Origin of the sequence: Kitasatospora sp. NPDC005748, assembly GCF_040630735.1 — a bacterium.
Taxonomy (GTDB): Bacteria; Actinomycetota; Actinomycetes; order Streptomycetales; family Streptomycetaceae; genus Kitasatospora.
Map to the genome: position 1 here is coordinate 145,196 of NZ_JBEXYD010000013.1, position 17,209 is coordinate 162,404.

Annotated in this window: 10 protein-coding genes and 2 pseudogenes; 10 read left to right on the plus strand and 2 right to left on the minus strand. The window is 73.6% G+C overall.

All coding sequences use genetic code 11. From position 1 onward, the window contains the following. The first annotated feature begins 162 nt into the window (after positions 1 to 162). The 6 genes from ABZ495_RS13515 to ABZ495_RS13540 all read left to right on the plus strand — a co-directional run bounded on the left by ABZ495_RS13515 (position 163) and on the right by ABZ495_RS13540 (position 9,668). Positions 163 to 2,016: an acetolactate synthase large subunit gene (locus tag ABZ495_RS13515; protein ID WP_329489713.1), complete on the plus strand. Its 1,854-nt coding sequence runs from the start codon at positions 163 to 165 to the stop codon at positions 2,014 to 2,016. A gap of 35 nt (positions 2,017 to 2,051) precedes the next feature. Then, entirely contained in the window at positions 2,052 to 2,576 is a 525-nt protein-coding gene (gene ilvN, locus ABZ495_RS13520; protein WP_329489714.1) for an acetolactate synthase small subunit, read from the plus strand. 101 nt (positions 2,577 to 2,677) lie between these two features. Next, positions 2,678 to 3,676, plus strand: coding sequence for a ketol-acid reductoisomerase (ilvC, locus tag ABZ495_RS13525; protein ID WP_329489715.1), 999 nt, complete (start codon positions 2,678 to 2,680; stop codon positions 3,674 to 3,676). Positions 3,677 to 3,926: 250 nt separating this feature from the next. Continuing rightward, on the plus strand, positions 3,927 to 5,513 hold the full coding sequence (gene serA / locus ABZ495_RS13530; RefSeq protein WP_329492255.1) for a phosphoglycerate dehydrogenase: 1,587 nt from the start codon (positions 3,927 to 3,929) through the stop codon (positions 5,511 to 5,513). A 353-nt stretch (positions 5,514 to 5,866) separates the two neighbouring features. Then, positions 5,867 to 6,025 carry a hypothetical protein gene (locus ABZ495_RS13535; RefSeq protein WP_359803020.1) on the plus strand — a complete coding sequence of 53 codons (159 nt, stop codon included), beginning with the start codon at positions 5,867 to 5,869 and terminating at the stop codon, positions 6,023 to 6,025. 277 nt (positions 6,026 to 6,302) lie between these two features. Then, positions 6,303 to 9,668, plus strand: a complete 3,366-nt coding sequence (locus ABZ495_RS13540; RefSeq protein ID WP_359835774.1) for a S8 family serine peptidase — start codon at positions 6,303 to 6,305, stop codon at positions 9,666 to 9,668. Positions 9,669 to 9,737: 69 nt separating this feature from the next. Here ABZ495_RS13540 and ABZ495_RS13545 read toward each other — a convergent pair whose 3' ends face one another. Beyond that, positions 9,738 to 12,230 (minus strand): YfhO family protein, encoded by a 2,493-nt coding sequence (locus tag ABZ495_RS13545; protein WP_359835776.1) that lies wholly within the window; start codon positions 12,228 to 12,230, stop codon positions 9,738 to 9,740. A 146-nt stretch (positions 12,231 to 12,376) separates the two neighbouring features. On the opposite strand from ABZ495_RS13545, the pseudogene ABZ495_RS13550 reads away from it, so the two are divergent. The 4 genes and pseudogenes from ABZ495_RS13550 to cimA all read left to right on the plus strand — a co-directional run. Beyond that, a pseudogene (locus ABZ495_RS13550) lies at positions 12,377 to 12,541 on the plus strand (Uma2 family endonuclease); the annotation flags it as partial. A gap of 112 nt (positions 12,542 to 12,653) precedes the next feature. Further along, positions 12,654 to 13,691 carry a 3-isopropylmalate dehydrogenase gene (locus ABZ495_RS13555; protein WP_359803014.1) on the plus strand — a complete coding sequence of 346 codons (1,038 nt, stop codon included), beginning with the start codon at positions 12,654 to 12,656 and terminating at the stop codon, positions 13,689 to 13,691. Positions 13,692 to 13,938: 247 nt separating this feature from the next. After that, the gene (locus tag ABZ495_RS13560; RefSeq protein WP_329489720.1) at positions 13,939 to 15,051 is read left to right on the plus strand and encodes a branched-chain amino acid aminotransferase; all 1,113 of its coding nucleotides are present in this window, start codon (positions 13,939 to 13,941) and stop codon (positions 15,049 to 15,051) included. Between the two features lie 366 nt (positions 15,052 to 15,417). Then, complete coding sequence (gene cimA, locus ABZ495_RS13565; protein WP_359835778.1) at positions 15,418 to 17,043, plus strand: citramalate synthase; 1,626 nt, start codon at positions 15,418 to 15,420, stop codon at positions 17,041 to 17,043. Between the two features lie 67 nt (positions 17,044 to 17,110). Here the strand turns inward: cimA and ABZ495_RS13570 are convergent. After that, positions 17,111 to 17,209, minus strand: a pseudogene (locus ABZ495_RS13570) (ATP-binding protein); the annotation flags it as partial.

Below are 17,209 nucleotides of genomic sequence, written 5' to 3' on the forward strand. Positions count from 1 at the left end.
GCAAGACCACTGGCCCCGGCCGCCCGATTCCCCCCGATTCCGGAGGGAGAGGAGGGACGATTGGGGCAGAGCCGGCGATCGGCCCGACACGCGGGACCCCACCCTCAGCCACTTGGGGCCCGCAACCACCCGGGCCGGCGAAACCCGAGAAGAGACAGGCAGATGACTGAGCACGCCGCATCCCCCCGCCGCGGGGACACCCCGGCCGCCCACGCTCCCGCTCCCCAGCACGTCGTCGAGACCATGACCGGAGCCCAGTCGCTCATCCGCTCGCTGGAGGCCGTGGGCGCGGACACCGTCTTCGGCATCCCGGGCGGGGCCATCCTTCCCGCGTACGACCCGCTGATGGACTCGACCAAGGTGCGCCACATCCTGGTCCGCCACGAGCAGGGCGCCGGCCACGCCGCCACCGGTTACGCCCAGGCCACCGGCAAGGTCGGGGTCTGCATGGCCACCTCGGGGCCGGGCGCGACCAACCTGGTGACCCCGATCGCCGACGCGTACATGGACTCCGTCCCGATGGTGGCGATCACCGGGCAGGTCGCCTCCAAGGCGATCGGCACCGACGCCTTCCAGGAGGCGGACATCTGCGGCATCACGATGCCGATCACCAAGCACAACTTCCTGGTGACCGACCCCGCCGAGATCCCGCGGGTGATCTCCGAGGCGTTCCACATCGCCGCCACCGGCCGTCCCGGCCCGGTGCTGGTCGACATCGCCAAGGACGCGCTGCAGGCCACCACCACCTTCCGCTGGCCGGCCGAGACCTCGCTGCCCGGCTACCGCCCGGTCACCAAGCCGCACGCCAAGCAGATCCGCGAGGCCGCGAAGATGCTGGTGAGCGCCCGGCGCCCGGTGCTGTACGTCGGCGGCGGGGTGCTCAAGGCGCACGCCACGGCCGAACTGCGGATCCTCGCCGAGCTGACCGGCGCCCCCGTGGTCACCACGCTGATGGCGCTCGGCGCCTTCCCCGACAGCCACCCGCAGCACCTGGGCATGCCCGGCATGCACGGCACCGTCCCGGCCGTCACGGCGCTGCAGAAGTCGGACCTGCTCTTCACCCTGGGCGCCCGCTTCGACGACCGCGTCACCGGCAAGCTGGACAGCTTCGCGCCCTACGCCAAGGTCGTCCACGCCGACATCGACCCGGCCGAGATCGGCAAGAACCGCCCGGCCGACGTGCCGATCGTCGGCGACGCCCGCGAGGTGCTGGCCGACCTGATCGTCGCCGTCCAGGCCGAGTTCGACGCCGGCCACCGCAGCGACTACGCGGACTGGTGGGTCAAGCTCAACGAGTGGAAGAAGACCTACCCGCTGGGCTACGAGCCGGCCCCGGCCGGTCAGCTCTCCCCGCAGCAGGTCATCGAGCGGATCGGCCGGCTGGTCGGCCCGGAGGCGATCTACGCCGCGGGCGTCGGCCAGCACCAGATGTGGAGCTCGCAGTTCATCCAGTTCGAGAAGCCGGCCACCTGGCTGAACTCGGGCGGCGCGGGCACCATGGGCTACGCGGTGCCGGCCGCGATGGGGGCCAAGGCGGGCCGCCCCGAGACGGCGGTCTGGGCGATCGACGGCGACGGCTGCTTCCAGATGACCAATCAGGAACTCGTCACCTGCGCCCTGAACGACATCCCGATCAAGGTCGCGGTCATCAACAACGGTTCGCTGGGCATGGTCCGCCAGTGGCAGACCCTCTTCTACAACCAGCGCTACTCCAACACCGTGCTGCACGCCGGCCCGGACCACGACGGCATCGAGCCGCCGGCCCAGGGCACCCGGATCCCCGACTTCGTGCTGCTCTCCGAGGCGATGGGCTGCGTCGGCCTGCGCTGCGAGCGCCCGGAGGACCTGGACGCGGTGATCAAGCAGGCGATGGAGATCAACGACCGCCCGGTCGTCATCGACTTCATCGTCCACCAGGACGCCATGGTCTGGCCGATGGTCGCGGCCGGCACCAGCAACGACGAGATCCAGTTCGCCAAGGGCGTCCGGCCCGACTTCGGCGACGACCTCGACTGACGCCCGCTCCGGAACGCCAAGGGAACAGAGACCCCATGTCCAAGCACACCCTCTCCGTCCTGGTCGAGAACAAGCCCGGCGTGCTCGCCCGCATCGCCTCGCTGTTCTCCCGTCGGGGCTTCAACATCGACTCCCTCGCCGTCGGCCCGACGGAGCACCCGGACATCTCCCGGATGACGATCGTGGTCAACGTCGAGGACCTCCCGCTGGAACAGGTCACCAAGCAGCTCAACAAGCTCGTGAACGTGATAAAGATCGTCGAACTCGACCAGTCCGCTGCGATCCAGCGGGAACTGGTCCTGGTGAAGGTCCGCGCCGACAACGAGACGCGGTCGCAGATCGTCGAGATCGTCCAGCTCTTCCGCGCCAAGACGGTCGACGTGTCCCCCGACGCGGTGACCATCGAGGCCACCGGTAGTTCGGACAAGCTGGAGGCCATGCTCCGGATGCTGGAGCCGTACGGCGTCAAGGAGCTCGTCCAGTCCGGCCTGGTGGCCATCGGCCGCGGCGCCCGGTCGATCACCGACCGCTCGCTGCGCGCCCTCGACCGCAGCGCGTAGCGCGGTCGTCTCACCCCCTGAAGCACCGTCCCACACCCTGCCGGGTCCACGTACCGTGGGAACGTACCCGGCAAGACCATCACGCAAGGAGATGTGCCCCCGTGGCCGAGCTGTTCTACGAAGACGACGCCGACCTGTCCATCATCCAGGGCCGCAAGGTCGCGGTCATCGGCTACGGCAGCCAGGGCCACGCCCACGCGCTGTCCCTGCGCGACTCGGGTGCCGACGTCCGGGTCGGTCTGAAGGCCGACTCGAAGTCCCGCGCCAAGGCGGAGGAGGCCGGCCTGCGCGTCGTCACCCCGGCCGAGGCCGCCGCCGAGGCCGACGTCATCATGATCCTGGTGCCGGACCCGATCCAGTCCGACGTCTACGAGGAGTCCATCGCGCCGCACCTGAAGGCGGGCGACGCCCTGTTCTTCGGCCACGGCCTGAACATCCGCTTCGGCTTCATCAAGCCGCCGGCCGACGTCGACGTCTGCATGGTCGCCCCGAAGGGCCCGGGCCACCTGGTCCGCCGCCAGTACGAGGAGGGTCGCGGCGTCCCCGCGATCGTCGCCGTCGAGCAGGACGCCTCCGGCAAGGCCCTGGAGCTGGCGCTGTCCTACGCCAAGGGCATCGGCGCCACCAAGGCCGGCGTCATCAAGACGACCTTCACCGAGGAGACCGAGACCGACCTGTTCGGTGAGCAGGCCGTCCTCTGCGGTGGCACCGCCGCCCTGGTGAAGGCCGGGTTCGAGACCCTGGTCGAGGCCGGCTACCAGCCGGAGATCGCCTACTTCGAGTGCCTGCACGAGCTGAAGCTCATCGTCGACCTGATGTACGAGGGCGGCCTGGAGAAGATGCGCTGGTCGGTCTCCGAGACCGCCGAGTGGGGCGACTACGTCACCGGCCCCCGCATCATCACCGACGCCACCAAGGCCGAGATGAAGAAGGTCCTCGCCGAGATCCAGGACGGCACCTTCGCCAACACCTGGATCGCCGAGTACAAGGCCGGTCTGCCCAAGTACAACGAGTACAAGAAGGCCGACGAGGACCACCTGCTGGAGACCACCGGCAAGAAGCTCCGCAAGCTGATGAGCTGGGTCAAGGAAGAGGCCTGAGCCCTAAGGCTCCGCCCCCTTCGGGACCTGTCCGATTCCGTAGGGTCCTTGTACAACTAGGCTGCTCCCGTCCGGGTGATTTCGCCGGACGGGAGCAGCCTGGTACCCAGCCCGTCGATACACTTCCGAGTGCGCGTCAGGCCCACAGCGTCGTGCGTCTACCTACGCGGCATGCCACCTTCCCCCCGCCTTCCACGCCACCTACGTGCCGGGGAGAACCGGACAGTTAAGGACCACTGTCGTGAGCACTGTGACCAAGACCGCCGTTGTACTGATCGCCGAAGAGCTGTCCCCCGCCACCGTCGACGCCCTCGGGCCGGACTTCGAGATCCGCCACTGCAACGGTGCGGACCGCACCGAGCTGCTGACCGCGATCGCGGACGTGGACGCCATCCTGATCCGCTCCGCCACCAAGGTGGACGCCGAGGCGCTGGCCGCCGCCCGCAAGCTCAAGGTGGTCGCCCGCGCCGGCGTCGGCCTGGACAACGTGGACGTCGCCGCGGCCACCAAGGCCGGCGTGATGGTCGTCAACGCGCCGACCTCCAACATCGTCACCGCCGCCGAACTCGCCTGCGGCCTGCTGATCTCGGTCGCCCGCAACATCGCGCCGGCCAACGCCGCCCTGAAGCAGGGCGAGTGGAAGCGCAACAAGTACACCGGCGTCGAGCTGAGCGAGAAGGTCCTCGGCGTCGTCGGCCTCGGCCGGATCGGCGTGCTGGTCGCGCAGCGGATGTCCGCGTTCGGCATGCAGATCGTCGCGTACGACCCCTACATCCAGGCCGCCCGCGCCGCGCAGATGGGCGTCAAGCTGGTCTCGCTGGAAGAGCTGCTGGAGATCTCGGACTTCATCACCGTCCACCTCCCGAAGACGCCGGAGACCATCGGTCTGATCGGCGACGAGGCGCTGCACAAGGTCAAGCCCAGCGTGCGCATCGTCAACGCCGCCCGCGGCGGCATCGTGGACGAGGCCGCGCTGGCGAGCGCCCTGCGCGACGGCCGGGTGGCCGGCGCCGGCCTGGACGTCTACGCCAAGGAGCCGTGCACCGACTCCCCGCTGTTCGGCTTCGACAACGTGGTGGCCACCCCGCACCTGGGCGCCTCCACCGACGAGGCCCAGGAGAAGGCCGGCATCGCGGTCGCCAAGTCCGTCCGCCTGGCGCTGGCCGGCGAGCTCGTCCCGGACGCCGTCAACGTCCAGGGCGGCGTGATCGCCGAGGACGTCCGCCCGGGCCTGCCGCTGGCCGAGCGGCTCGGTCGGATCTTCACCGCGCTGGCCGGCGAGGTGGCCGTCCGCCTGGACGTCGAGGTCCGCGGCGAGATCACCCAGCACGATGTGAAGGTGCTCGAACTGTCCGCCCTCAAGGGTGTGTTCGAGGACGTCGTGGCGGAGACGGTGTCCTACGTCAACGCCCCGCTGTTCGCCCAGGAGCGCGGTGTCGAGGTGCGCCTGACCACCTCCAGCGAGAGCCCCGAGCACCGCAACGTGATCACCGTCCGCGGCACCCTGGCGGACGGCGGCGAGATCGCCATCTCGGGCACCCTGGCCGGTCCGAAGCAGACCCAGAAGATCGTCGGCGTGGACGCCTTCGACGTGGACGTGGCGCTCACCGACCACATGGCGTTCTTCAAGTACGAGGACCGCCCGGGCGTGGTCGGCGTGCTCGGCCGCCACCTCGGCGACGCCGGCATCAACATCGCCGGCATGCAGGTGGCCCGCGACGGCAGCGGCGCGCTCGCCTCGATCACCGTGGACTCCCAGATCCCGCAGGAGGTGCTGTCGGCGATCGCGGCCGAGATCGGCGCCCGCTTCGCCCGCTCGGTCGACCTGGGCGCCTGAGCCCCGGCAGAGCCGTTCCGACAGGGCCCGGACCACCGCCGCGCGGTGGTCCGGGCCCTGTCGCGTCCGGGGCCGGACCGGCGCTCCGGGTGAGTCCCGTCTCAGATACTAGGAAATCCAAGTATTCGTGCAGACAGGCCAGGGCCCGGGTCGTACCGTGGAAGAGCCATACGGTGCGCCGCCCCTGTAGCCAGGGTGTGCGGCCCGTGTGCGCCCGTACGCCGTGGGCAGGCGATCCCCGCCCGGCGTGCTCCCGCTCCGCCGCGAGCCCCCCTGGCGACGCGCTTCGCCGGCACCCCCCTCTCCCCACCCTCTGCGCCACTGCCCGGCGCATTCGATCCAAGGAGCCCGGTATGCCTCCCACCGCAGACCGCCACGCCACCCCCGCCCCCGCCACCACCGCCCGTACGCCGCGCCGCCGCCGCGCGACCGAGCGGCCCCCGTTCGCCGCCGCCGCGCTGCAGCGCGCGCTGGACCGCCGTGACAACGGTGGCGTGACGGGCCACCTCTGAGCGGGCCGCCTCCCGGCGTCCTGGGTCCAGGGCCGCTCGCCGCTGCGCCGGGCGGGTCTCACCCTCCGGAACCGGCGTTCATCTGCCGAATAGCCCGCACAGCCTGACGGTGAGTCACTCCCGAGAGTGCACGTGGCACCCGTTGGAGGGATGTTGCTCGCGCTGTCCGGCGCGATCATCCTAATTTGGGGCCCCGGAAGGGTGATCGGCGTCCGCGCGGGCGGGCGTCAGCGGCACGGCGTGCGGATCAGTTCCCCTTGCCGGGGGAGAGGGCCCAGTGCGTCAGCCACCCGTCCGTCGTCCGATCGCCCGGATCGGCCTCACCCTGGCCCTGCTGGCGGGGCCGTTCCTGCTCACCGCCGCCCCGGCGGCCGGCAGTCCACCGACGGCCGCGCCCCCCGGCGCCGGCCGCCCGGCCTCCGTCCTGCTGGAGCTCGGCACCGAGGCCGCAGGTCCGGCCTGGCGGCAGGCGGCCACCGAGGCCCGGCGAGCCCGGCGCTCCCCGGAGGCCGTCCGCCAGGAGGCCGCGCGGGCCGGAGCCGAGCAGGTGACCCGGGCGTCCGAAGCGCTCGACCGGCTGGCCCGGGCCGTCCGCGGTACGGCTCCCACCGTCCGCGAGCTGTACCGCACCCGAACCCTGCTCACCGGACTCGCCGTCACCGTGCCGGCCTCCCGGCTGCCCGCCCTGCGCGCGCTGCCGGGCGTCCGGGCCGTCCACCCCATCGTGCGCAAGCAGCGGGACAACGCGCACTCCGTGCCGCTGACCGGTGCGCCGTGGGTCTGGGACGCCGGATCCGGTGACGCCGGGGCCGGCAACACCGGTCAGGGGGTGCGGATCGGCATCATCGACAGCGGCATCGACTACACCCACGCGGACTTCGGCGGCCCCGGCACCGAGGACGCGTTCAAGGCCGTGGACGGCGCCAAGCCCGCACCCGCCGGCCTCTTCCCGAACGCCAAGGTGGTCGGCGGCCGCGACCTGGTCGGCGACGACTACAACCCGGACCCGGCCTCCCCGCACCACCAGCCCGACCCGCACCCGGACGACAACCCGATCGACTGCGCGCTCAACGGCCACGGCACACACGTCGCCGGTACCGCCGCCGGCCTCGGCGTCACCACCGACGGCCGCCCCTACCCCGGCCCCTACCGGCCCGGCCTCGACCCGGCCGGCTTCGCGGTCGGCCCGGGCGCCGCGCCCGGCGCGCAGCTGTACGCGATCCGGGTGTTCGGCTGCGACGGCGCCACCGACCAGCTCGCCCAGGCCCTCGACGTGGCCGCCGACCCGAACGGCGACGGCGACCTCGGCGACCGGCTCGACGTCGTCAACCTCTCCCTCGGCAGCCGCTTCGGCGCCACCGACGACGCCGACGCGATCGCCGTCGACCACCTCTCCGAACTCGGCACCGTGGTGGTCGCGGCGGCCGGGAACGAGGGCGACGTCTACGGCATCGGCGGCAGCCCCGGCACCGCCGCCCGGGCCGTCGCCGTCGCCGCCTCGGTCGACCCGCACAGCGACGCCGACGGCCTGACGGTACTGGCCCCCGAGCCGCTCGCCGGGGTCGTCCCGGGCCACTGGAGCGCCCGCTACCAGGGCTGGTCGAGCGCCGACGTCAGCGGTGAACTCGCCCTGCCCGTCGACCAGTCCGACGGCTGCACGGCGTTCGGCGAGGCCGACCGGCAGCGGCTCGCCGGGCGGATCGCCGTCCTCGCCTGGAGCACCCGGGCGTCCGAGCGGGCCTGCGGCTCCGGGCCGCGCGCGGACCACGCCGCCGACGCGGGCGCGATCGGCGCCCTGCTCGCCGCCGACGACGACCACCTCGCCGAGGTCTCCGGCAACGACCGGATCCCGCTCGCGCTGCTCGCCCGGGCCGACGGCGAACGGCTGCGCCAGGGTGCGGCGAGCGGCCCGGTCACCGTCCGGCTGGCCGCCCCCGGCAACCCGCTGCACGGTGTCGTCTCCCAGGACCAGCCGCAACGCGCCGACACACTCACCGACTTCACCTCGCGCGGGATCGGCGTGCCCGGCGTGGTCAAGCCCGACCTCGCCGCCCCCGGCGAGACCATCTGGTCCGCCAAGGCCGGCAGCGGCGTCGGCGGCCAGCGCGAGGACGGCACCTCGATGGCCACCCCGCACGTCGCCGGGCTGGCCGCGCTGGTCCGCGCGGCCCACCCGGAGTGGACGGTCGAGCAGCTCAAGGCCGCGCTGATGAACACCGCCGGGGACACCTGGCCCGGCGACGGGCACACCGGCCCGGTCTACGGCCCCGAGCGCACCGGCGCCGGCCGGGCCCAGGTGGACCGCGCCGTCCGGACCCCGGTGGTCGCCTACGCGGCGGGCGAGGGCGCGGCGCCGGGCAGCGTCGGCGTCTCCTTCGGCCCGGTGGCCGTCGGCGGCCCGCTCGGGCTCGTCCGCGAGGTCGAGGTCCGCAACCTGTCCGGCACGGCGGCGCTGTACCGCACCGGCTACGCGGCCGCCACCGAACTGCCCGGCGCCCGCTTCGAGATCGCGCCCGACCGGGTCGAGGTGCCGGCCGGCGGCACCGCCCGGGTCAGGGTCACGCTGACCGTCCCGGGACAGCTGGGCCGCGCGCCCGACCCGACCATCGACACCAGCCAGGGCGGCCGGGCCCGCAGCTACCGGGGCGAGCTCTCCGGGCGGCTGCTGCTCACGCCCGTCTCGGACGGCGCGCTGCCCGAGCTGCGGGTCCCGCTGCTCGCCGCTCCCCGCCCGGCCTCGGACCTGAGCGCGGCGGCGCCGGCGCACGGCACCAGGACCGGCGCCCTGGTCGTGCTCGGCGGCACCCGGGCGCCGGCCGAGCAGCCCGGACTGCTCAGCGCCTTCGCGCTGGGCGGCGAGGGCGCCCGCTGGCCCGACTGCCCGCCCGACAGCGGCGCCGCTGTCGGACCGGGGGCCGGCATCGTGCCGGAGGAGAGCACCGAACCGCAGGCCCCGCAGGACGTCTGCGTCGAGCGCCCCGGCGACCGGGCGGCCAACCTGCGCGCGGTCGGCGCGGCCTCCGACGCGCCCGCCGTCGGCGACGAGCAGGGCATGCTCTACCTCGCCGCGCAGTTCTGGGCGCCCGCCGCCACCCCGGTCGGCGTCTTCGCCGTCCGGGCCTCGCTGGACACCGACGGGGACGGCGCCACCGACGTCTTCGTCAAGGCGGACCGGCAGCCCGGCAGCGACGTCCTGGTCGCCCGGTCGGTGGACGCCCGCAGCGGCGCCGAGCTGGACGTCCAGCCGCTGAACGCCCGCTGGGGGGACACCGACACCGCGCTACTGGACAGCGACGTCCTGGTGCTGCCGGTGCGCCTCGCCGCCCTGCCGGGGGTGCGCGCCGGGCACAGCACCGTCCGCTACGGGCTCTGGACCGGTGTCGCCACCTCGGGGAAGCCCGACCCGGCCGAGGCGTTCTCCGCCGTCGGCCTGCGCGGCACCAGGCCCACCCTCGCGGTCGACGTGCTGCACCCGGCCCTGGACGTCCGCACCGGTCCCGGCGGCCCCGCCGCGGTGGCCGCCGCCCTCCCGCCGGGCACCGTCCTCGACGTCCGGCGCGCCGACGGGGACACCTCCCGGCTGCTCCTGCTCCACCACTTCAACCGGGACGGCCACCGGGGCCAGGTCCTCGCCCTCCCCTGACCGCTCCGTCCCGACCCGCCCCGCCCCGCCGGAGGCCGTCACCGCACGCGGTGACGGCCTCCGGCATCGCTACCCGTCGGCGCGCCCCCGGTGGGCGGCCCGGCGGATCCGGCGCGGTGTGCGGGTGGGCCGGTGGCGGAGCCGGCCGAAGACCCCGGTCAGGGTGGTGACGGCGGCCGCGGCCAGCGCGAGGAGCAACCCCTCGGTCAGACCGGGCGGCCGGAACGAGCAGCTGATCCGGTCCGCGCCGGCGCCGAGCGGGACACCGATCATGCCGAGGACGGAGGTGGGCGCGGTGGGCCGGCCGCCGCCGGTCGCGCAGGTCCAGCCCGCGGTGGCCGGGACGGAGAGCAGCGCCGTCCCGGTGCTGCCGGGCGGGAGGACGGCGGCCAGGGTGTGCCCGCCGGCCGTGACCGAGCGGGCGCCGGTCGCGGTGAGCCGCGCGACGGCCGCGTCCAGCGCGCCGGGCCGCAGACAGCCGACCGGCCGGGCCGGGACCTGGGTGACGGCGTCCGCGCGCAGCACCACCCGCACCACGCCGTCGGCGGGCACCGTCCCCAGCTCGTGGATCGGCACGGCGGTGGTCGGCTGCTCGCCGTCGCTGCGGTAGGTCGTGGCGAGGCCGCTCACCGTGCCGTCGAACCAGACCCCGTGGAAGTACGCGGTGGCGCCCGGGGTGCAGGCCGCGGTGAACGCGGTGCCGTCCGAACCGGCGGGGGTGGCGGGGACGGACCAGCCGCTGCTGCCGTGCTCCGCCGGCTCCGGACCGCCGGCCGGGACCAGCCCGGGGACGTCGTAGACCGGGCCGCCGAGCAGCGACTCCTGGCGCGACCAGACCGAGGAGGTGTCCGGGGCGGAGCCCGCCGGGAGGACGGTGACCAGCGGGGGAGCGGCGGACCGGGTGACCGTGAAGCCGTTCGGCGCCGGCCCGTCGGCGAGCTGGGTCCGGACGGCGAACAGTGCCCGTCCGACCGGGTCCGTGACGCTCCGGGTGAGCCGCCCGCCGGCCGACCAGCCGGCGCCCAGGTCGTGCAGCAGCAGCGCGGTGACGGTGGGCAGGGACCCGCTGGAGTAGCCGCCGCCCTGGCCGTCGAGCAGCAGCGGGTCGTTCGGGGTGAAGGCGTGCGGTCCCGGGTCGCTCCGGGCCCGCGGCCAGTCGGCGGCCTGCCGCAGCGCCGCGTGCGCGGCCCGGACGGCGGCGCCCGAAGGCGTCCCGGCGGCCGGCGTGCCCAGCGCGGCGTAGGCCGACCAGACCGCTCCGCCGAGCACCGCGGCGCCCAGGACGGCGGTCGCGGCGGCGCCCGCCCGGCGGTCGGTGTGCCGGTGCTCCAGGGTCCACAGCGCGGTGAGCAGCACCGCGCCGCCCAGCGCGAGGAGGGCCCAGGTCGACCCGTGCACCGAGCGGTGCGCCGCCGCGATCCCGGCCACCAGGGCGGTCACGGCGGCGCCGCCGAGCAGCGTCGGGGTGTCGGGCCGGTGCACCAGCGAGACCCAGCCGGCCAGCACCAGCAGCCCGCTGAGCACGAAGGCCGCCCGGTAGGGGCCGCCGGCCGGGATGGCCAGGCCGTGCCAGACCAGCACGGTCGGCGTCCAGACGAAGCTCAGCACCACCACGGCCAGCAGGGCGCACCAGACGATCCGCTCCCGGGGCCGCACCCGCCGGTTGAACGGCAGCCCGGCCACCAGCAGCAGGCCGAGCAGGCCGATCGAGACGTCCGGCAGCGGCCGCCCGCTCTGGGTGCCGGGCAGCAACTGGGCGAGGTGCCCGCCGAGCCCGGACGGGCCGAGCGGCTGGACGGGGGACTCGGGCTGCGCCTCCTGGGCGGCCCGGACGCCGACGAACAGCACCGGCGCGGCGAGCAGCACCCCGAGGCCGGCCGTGGTGACCGCCCGACCGGTCACCCGGACCACGGCCTTGAACGGCCGCCGGACGGCCGCCAGCCGCACCGCGAGCACCAGGCCGGCCGTGATGGTGGCCATCGCGGCGGTGTAGAGGTTGCCCGCCCAGGCGAGGGCGACGCAGAGGGTGCCGGCCACCCAGCGGCGCTCGTGCAGGCACCAGTCGCCGGCCAGGACGAGCAGCGGCAGCGAGACCAGGCCCCAGAGCCACATCGGGGCCGTCCCGCCCACGGTCGGCACCCAGGCGCAGAGCCCGTAGCCGAGGGCGGCGACCGCCCGCAGCCAGTGCGGGCCGGCGTGCAGGCGGCCCAGCGCGTGGGTCATCAGGCCGGTGCCCAGGCCGATGCTGCCCAGCGCCACCAGGAAGACCGCGAGCTGGGCCTGGTCGCGCGGCAGCAGCGCGGCCGGCCAGGAGAACGGGTTCATCAGGTAGGCGAAGAAGTCGGCCAGGAACGGCGCGCCGTACCCGCTGTTCCAGGTGAACAGCAGGTCCCCGGTGGTCTCGCCGTGGACGAGGTCCCACAGCTGGGCGTGGAACGGCACCGCCGTCTCCGCGGCCCCGGGCGGCCAGGCCCCGCGCAGGGCGGCGGCGAGCGCGTACCCGGCCATGCCCAGGCCCGCCGCGACCCCGCAGGCCAACTCCTCCCGCCGTCGCTCGGCCATGGTGATTCGCCCCGTTCCACGAGGAATGCCGGACCAGTTCGTCGCGAGCATAGACGCGCCCCGGGCGCGGGTTCCGCCTCCCGCGCTCCCTCGTGGGAGTGACGTCCGGCGGGATCCCGCCGAGTAGCCTGAGAGCGTCCGTCAGGATGCCCGTACGGGAGGATCATGAGCATCGAGCCGTACCTCGACTGGCTCCGCCCCCGGTCGGCGGGTACACCGCCGAGGACCTCGACCGGCTGCCGGATCTCCCGCCGCACACCGAGTTGCTCGACGGGAGCCTGATCTTCGCGATTCCGCAGACGCTGTTCCATAGGGCGACCCTCAAGCGGTTGGAGCGCGCGCTCGACGACTGCGTGCCGGATCGATCGTCCGGATAGTGGACGCGAAGTGTCAGCCCCTGGGACGGCGGAGTAGGGTCCGAGCATGTCTCGCACCATTCGTCTCGCAGTAGTTCCCGGTGACGGCATCGGCCAGGAAGTGGTGGCCGAAGGCCTCAAGGTCCTTGGCGCGGCGCTGCCCGCCGACGTGAAGCTGGAGACCACCGAGTACGACCTCGGCGCCCGGCGCTACCACCGCACCGGCGAGACGCTGCCGGACAGCGTGCTGGCGGAGCTGAAGACCCACGACGCGATCCTGCTCGGCGCCATCGGCGACCCGAGCGTCCCGTCCGGCGTGCTGGAGCGCGGGCTGCTGCTGAAGCTGCGGTTCGCCTTCGACCACCACATCAACCTGCGGCCGGGCCGGCTCTTCCCGGGCGTGGCGTCGCCGCTGGCCGGTGACCCCGCGATCGACTTCGTGGTCGTCCGCGAGGGCACCGAGGGCCCGTACGTCGGCAACGGCGGCTCGCTGCGCACCGGCACCGAGCACGAGGTGGCCACCGAGGTCAGCCTGAACACCGCCTACGGCATCGAGCGGGTCGTCCGCGACGCCTACCGCCGGGCCCAGGCGCGGCCGCGCAAGAAGCTGACCCTCGTCCACAAGAACAACGTGCTGGTGCACGCCGGTCACCTGTGGACGCGGATCTTCGAGCAGGTCGGCCGGGAGTTCCCCGAGGTCACCACCGACTACCTGCACGTCGACGCGGCGACCATCTTCTTCGTCACCCAGCCCGAGCGGTTCGACGTGATCGTCACCGACAACCTGTTCGGCGACATCCTGACCGACCTGGCCGCCGCCGTCACCGGCGGGATCGGCCTGGCCGCCAGCGGCAACATCAACCCGAGCGGCGACTTCCCGTCGATGTTCGAGCCCGTGCACGGCTCCGCCCCGGACATCGCGGGCCAGGGCAAGGCCGACCCGACCGCCACCGTGCTCTCGGTCGCCATGCTGCTGGAGCACCTCGGCTTCGCCGCCGAGGCCGCCGCGGTCGAGGCCGCGGTCGCCGCGGACCTGACCGAGCGCACCGGCACCCGCAGCACCTCCCAGGTCGGCGACGCGCTCGCCACCCGAGTATCCGGCTGACAGGCCGGATCCGACACGCGGGATCAGGCCGGGAGGCCGGATCCGACAAGCGGTGTTCCGGCCGAAGGGGCCGGGGCGCACAAGCGCACAACCGCGGCCGCCGACTCCTCCTGGGGTCGACAGCTGTTCGGCACGGCCCTCTGGATGCGAGTATCGACAGTGGGCCGTGCCGTCGTGCGTTCGTTCGCCGAAACGTTCACCCGACGGAGGCGGCCCGGACCAACCCCACGGTGAAGGACACACAGCCATGAGCACGCCCACCCAGGCGCCCATCACGTTCGACCTCAAGCCCTCCGCGCACCCGCTGTCCGACGCGGAGCGCGAGGCCCGGCTGGCCAACCCCGGCTTCGGGAGGATCTTCACCGACCACATGGTCACCATCCGGTGGACCGAGGGCCTGGGCTGGCACGACGCCCAGCTGGCGCCGTACGCGCCGCTGGAGATCGACCCGGCGAACATGACGCTGCACTACGGTCAGTCGATCTTCGAGGGCCTGAAGGCCTACCGCCAGGCCGACGGCTCGATCGCGACCTTCCGCCCGGAGGCCAACGCCGCCCGCTTCCAGGCCTCCGCCCGCCGGCTGGCCATGCCGGAGCTGCCGATCGAGACCTTCGTCGAGGCCGTCGAGCACCTGGTCCAGCAGGAGCAGAACTGGGTGCCGAACGAGCAGGAGCAGAGCCTCTACCTGCGGCCCTTCATGTTCGCCACCGAGGTGGGCCTGGGTGTGCGCCCGGCCAACTCCTACCTCTTCATGATCATCGCCTCGCCGGCCGGCGCCTACTTCTCCGGTGGCGTCAAGCCGGTCTCGGTCTGGCTCTCCGAGGACTACGTCCGCGCCGCGCCGGGCGGCACCGGTGCCGCCAAGTGCGCCGGCAACTACGCCGCCTCGCTGGTCGCCCAGGCCGAGGCCGCCGCCAAGGGCTGCGACCAGGTGGTCTGGCTCGACGCCGCCGAGCACCGGTGGATCGAGGAGATGGGCGGGATGAACCTGTACTTCGTCTTCGGCGAGGGCAAGGACGCGACGATCGTCACCCCCGAGCTCTCCGGCGCGCTGCTCCCCGGCATCACCCGCGACTCGCTGCTCCAGCTCGCCGCCGACCTCGGCTACGCCGTCGAGGAGCGGAAGATCTCCACCGAGGAGTGGAAGCGGGGCAACGCCGACGGCACCCTCACCGAGGTCTTCGCGTGCGGCACCGCCGCCGTCATCACCCCGGTCGGCTCGGTCAAGTCCCGCGGCGGGGACTGGACCGTCGGCGCCGGCGAGCCCGGCCCGACCACCATGGAGCTGCGCCGGGCGCTGCTGGCCATCCAGGGCGGCCAGCGCCCCGACACCCACGGCTGGCTGCACAAGATCGTCTGATCCGGAGCCGCCCCGGCCCGTGCCGTTTCGGATCGCGAGACGGCCGGGCCGGACTCCGGAGGGTGTGCCACACTGCGAGCGTGTCCTCGCTTTCGCTGATCATTAGCAGCAGGCGCGCCGGTCCGCAGTGACCGCTCCGCAGTACCCGATGCGGAGCGACCACCAGCGTCCAGACCCGCGCGCAGACCTCTCGCACCCGCGAGGGGTCTTTTGCTTTTCGGGCCCGGCCCGAACGGCACACCCCCGGACCGGCCGGAGCCCCCACAAGGGGCCGAGCGACACCGGGCGCGCGCGGGATGCTGGACAGTGGAGCCGGATCAGAACCGGCAGAGCAGTACCAACCTCCCGGAACGGAGACCCAGGGCCATGACCCAGGCCAGCAACCGCACCGACGACAGCTTCCACGTCTTCGACACCACCCTGCGCGACGGCGCGCAGCGCGAGGGCATCAACCTCACGGTGGCCGACAAGCTGACCATTGCCCGGTATCTGGACGAGTTCGGGGTCGGGTTCATCGAGGGCGGCTGGCCCGGCGCCAACCCGCGGGACACCGAGTTCTTCGCCCGGGCCGCCGCCGAACTGGACCTCCGGCACGCCCAGCTGGTCGCCTTCGGCGCCACCCGGCGGGCCGGCGGCAAGGCGGCCGAGGACCCGCAGCTGGCCGCCCTGGTGACCTCCGGCGCCCCGGTGATCACCCTGGTCGCCAAGGCCCACGACCGGCACGTCGAACTGGCGCTGCGCACCACGCTGGACGAGAACCTGGAGATGATCCGGGACAGCGTGGCCTACCTGCGCTCCCAGGACCGCCGGGTGTTCATCGACTGCGAGCACTTCTTCGACGGCTACCAGGCCAACCGCGCCTACGCCCTGGCGGTGGTCCGCGCCGCGCACGAGGCCGGTGCCGACGTGGTGGTGCTCTGCGACACCAACGGCGGGATGCTGCCGGCCGGCGTCCGCGACATCGTCGCCGACGTCCTCGCCGACTCCGCGACCTACAAGCCCGGTGCCCGGATCGGCATCCACGCCCAGGACGACACCGGCTGCGCCGTCGCCAACACGCTGGCCGCGGTCGACTCGGGCGCCACCCACGTCCAGTGCACCGCCAACGGCTACGGCGAGCGGGTCGGCAACGCCAACCTCTTCCCGGTGGTCGGCGCGCTGGAGATCAAGTACGACCGCCGGGTGCTGCCGCCCGGCAGCCTGGCCGAGATGACCCGGATCTCGCACGCGGTCGCCGAGGTGGTCAACCTGACGCCCTCCACCCACCAGCCGTACGTCGGCCACTCCGCCTTCGCGCACAAGGCCGGTCTGCACGCCTCCGCGATCAAGGTCGACCCGGACCTCTACCAGCACATCGACCCGGAGACGGTCGGCAACACCATGCGGATGCTGGTCTCCGACATGGCCGGCCGCGCCTCGGTCGAGCTCAAGGGCAAGGAGCTCGGCTACGACCTGTCCAGCGACCGGGACCTGGCCGGCCGGGTGGTCGTCAGGGTCAAGGAGCAGGAGAACCTCGGCTACACCTACGAGTCCGCCGACGCCTCCTTCGAGCTGCTGCTCCGTGACGAGGTGCGCGGCAGCCGCGAGCGCTTCTACACCCTGGAGTCCTGGCGGACCATCAGCGAGCAGGGGCCGCAGGGCTTCGCGGGCAACGAGGCGACGGTCAAGGTCTGGGCCAAGGGCGAGCGCCGGATCGCCACCGGCGAGGGCAACGGCCCGGTCGACGCGCTGGACAAGGCGCTGCGCACCGCGCTGGAGCGGATCTACCCGCAGCTGGCCAAGCTGGAGCTGGTCGACTACAAGGTCCGCATCCTGGAGGGCCAGCACGGCACCGGTTCCAAGACCCGGGTACTGATCGAGTCCACCGACGGCACCACCAGCTGGTCCACCGTCGGGGTGGCCGACAACGTGATCGCCGCGTCCTGGCTGGCCCTGGACGACGCCTACACCTACGGCCTGCTGCGGGCCGGCCTGGAGCCGTCCGCCGGGTGAGCCCCCGGGCGGTGCGGCCCACGGACCCCCTGGTCCGGTGGCCGCACCGCCCCGGTGGCCGCCCCGTTCACCGCAGGCGGGCGAGGAGGGCGTGTTCGACGAGGGTGATGAGGGCGCTCTTGGCGCTGTCGCGTCGTCGGGCGTCGAGGGTGATGACGGGGGTGTC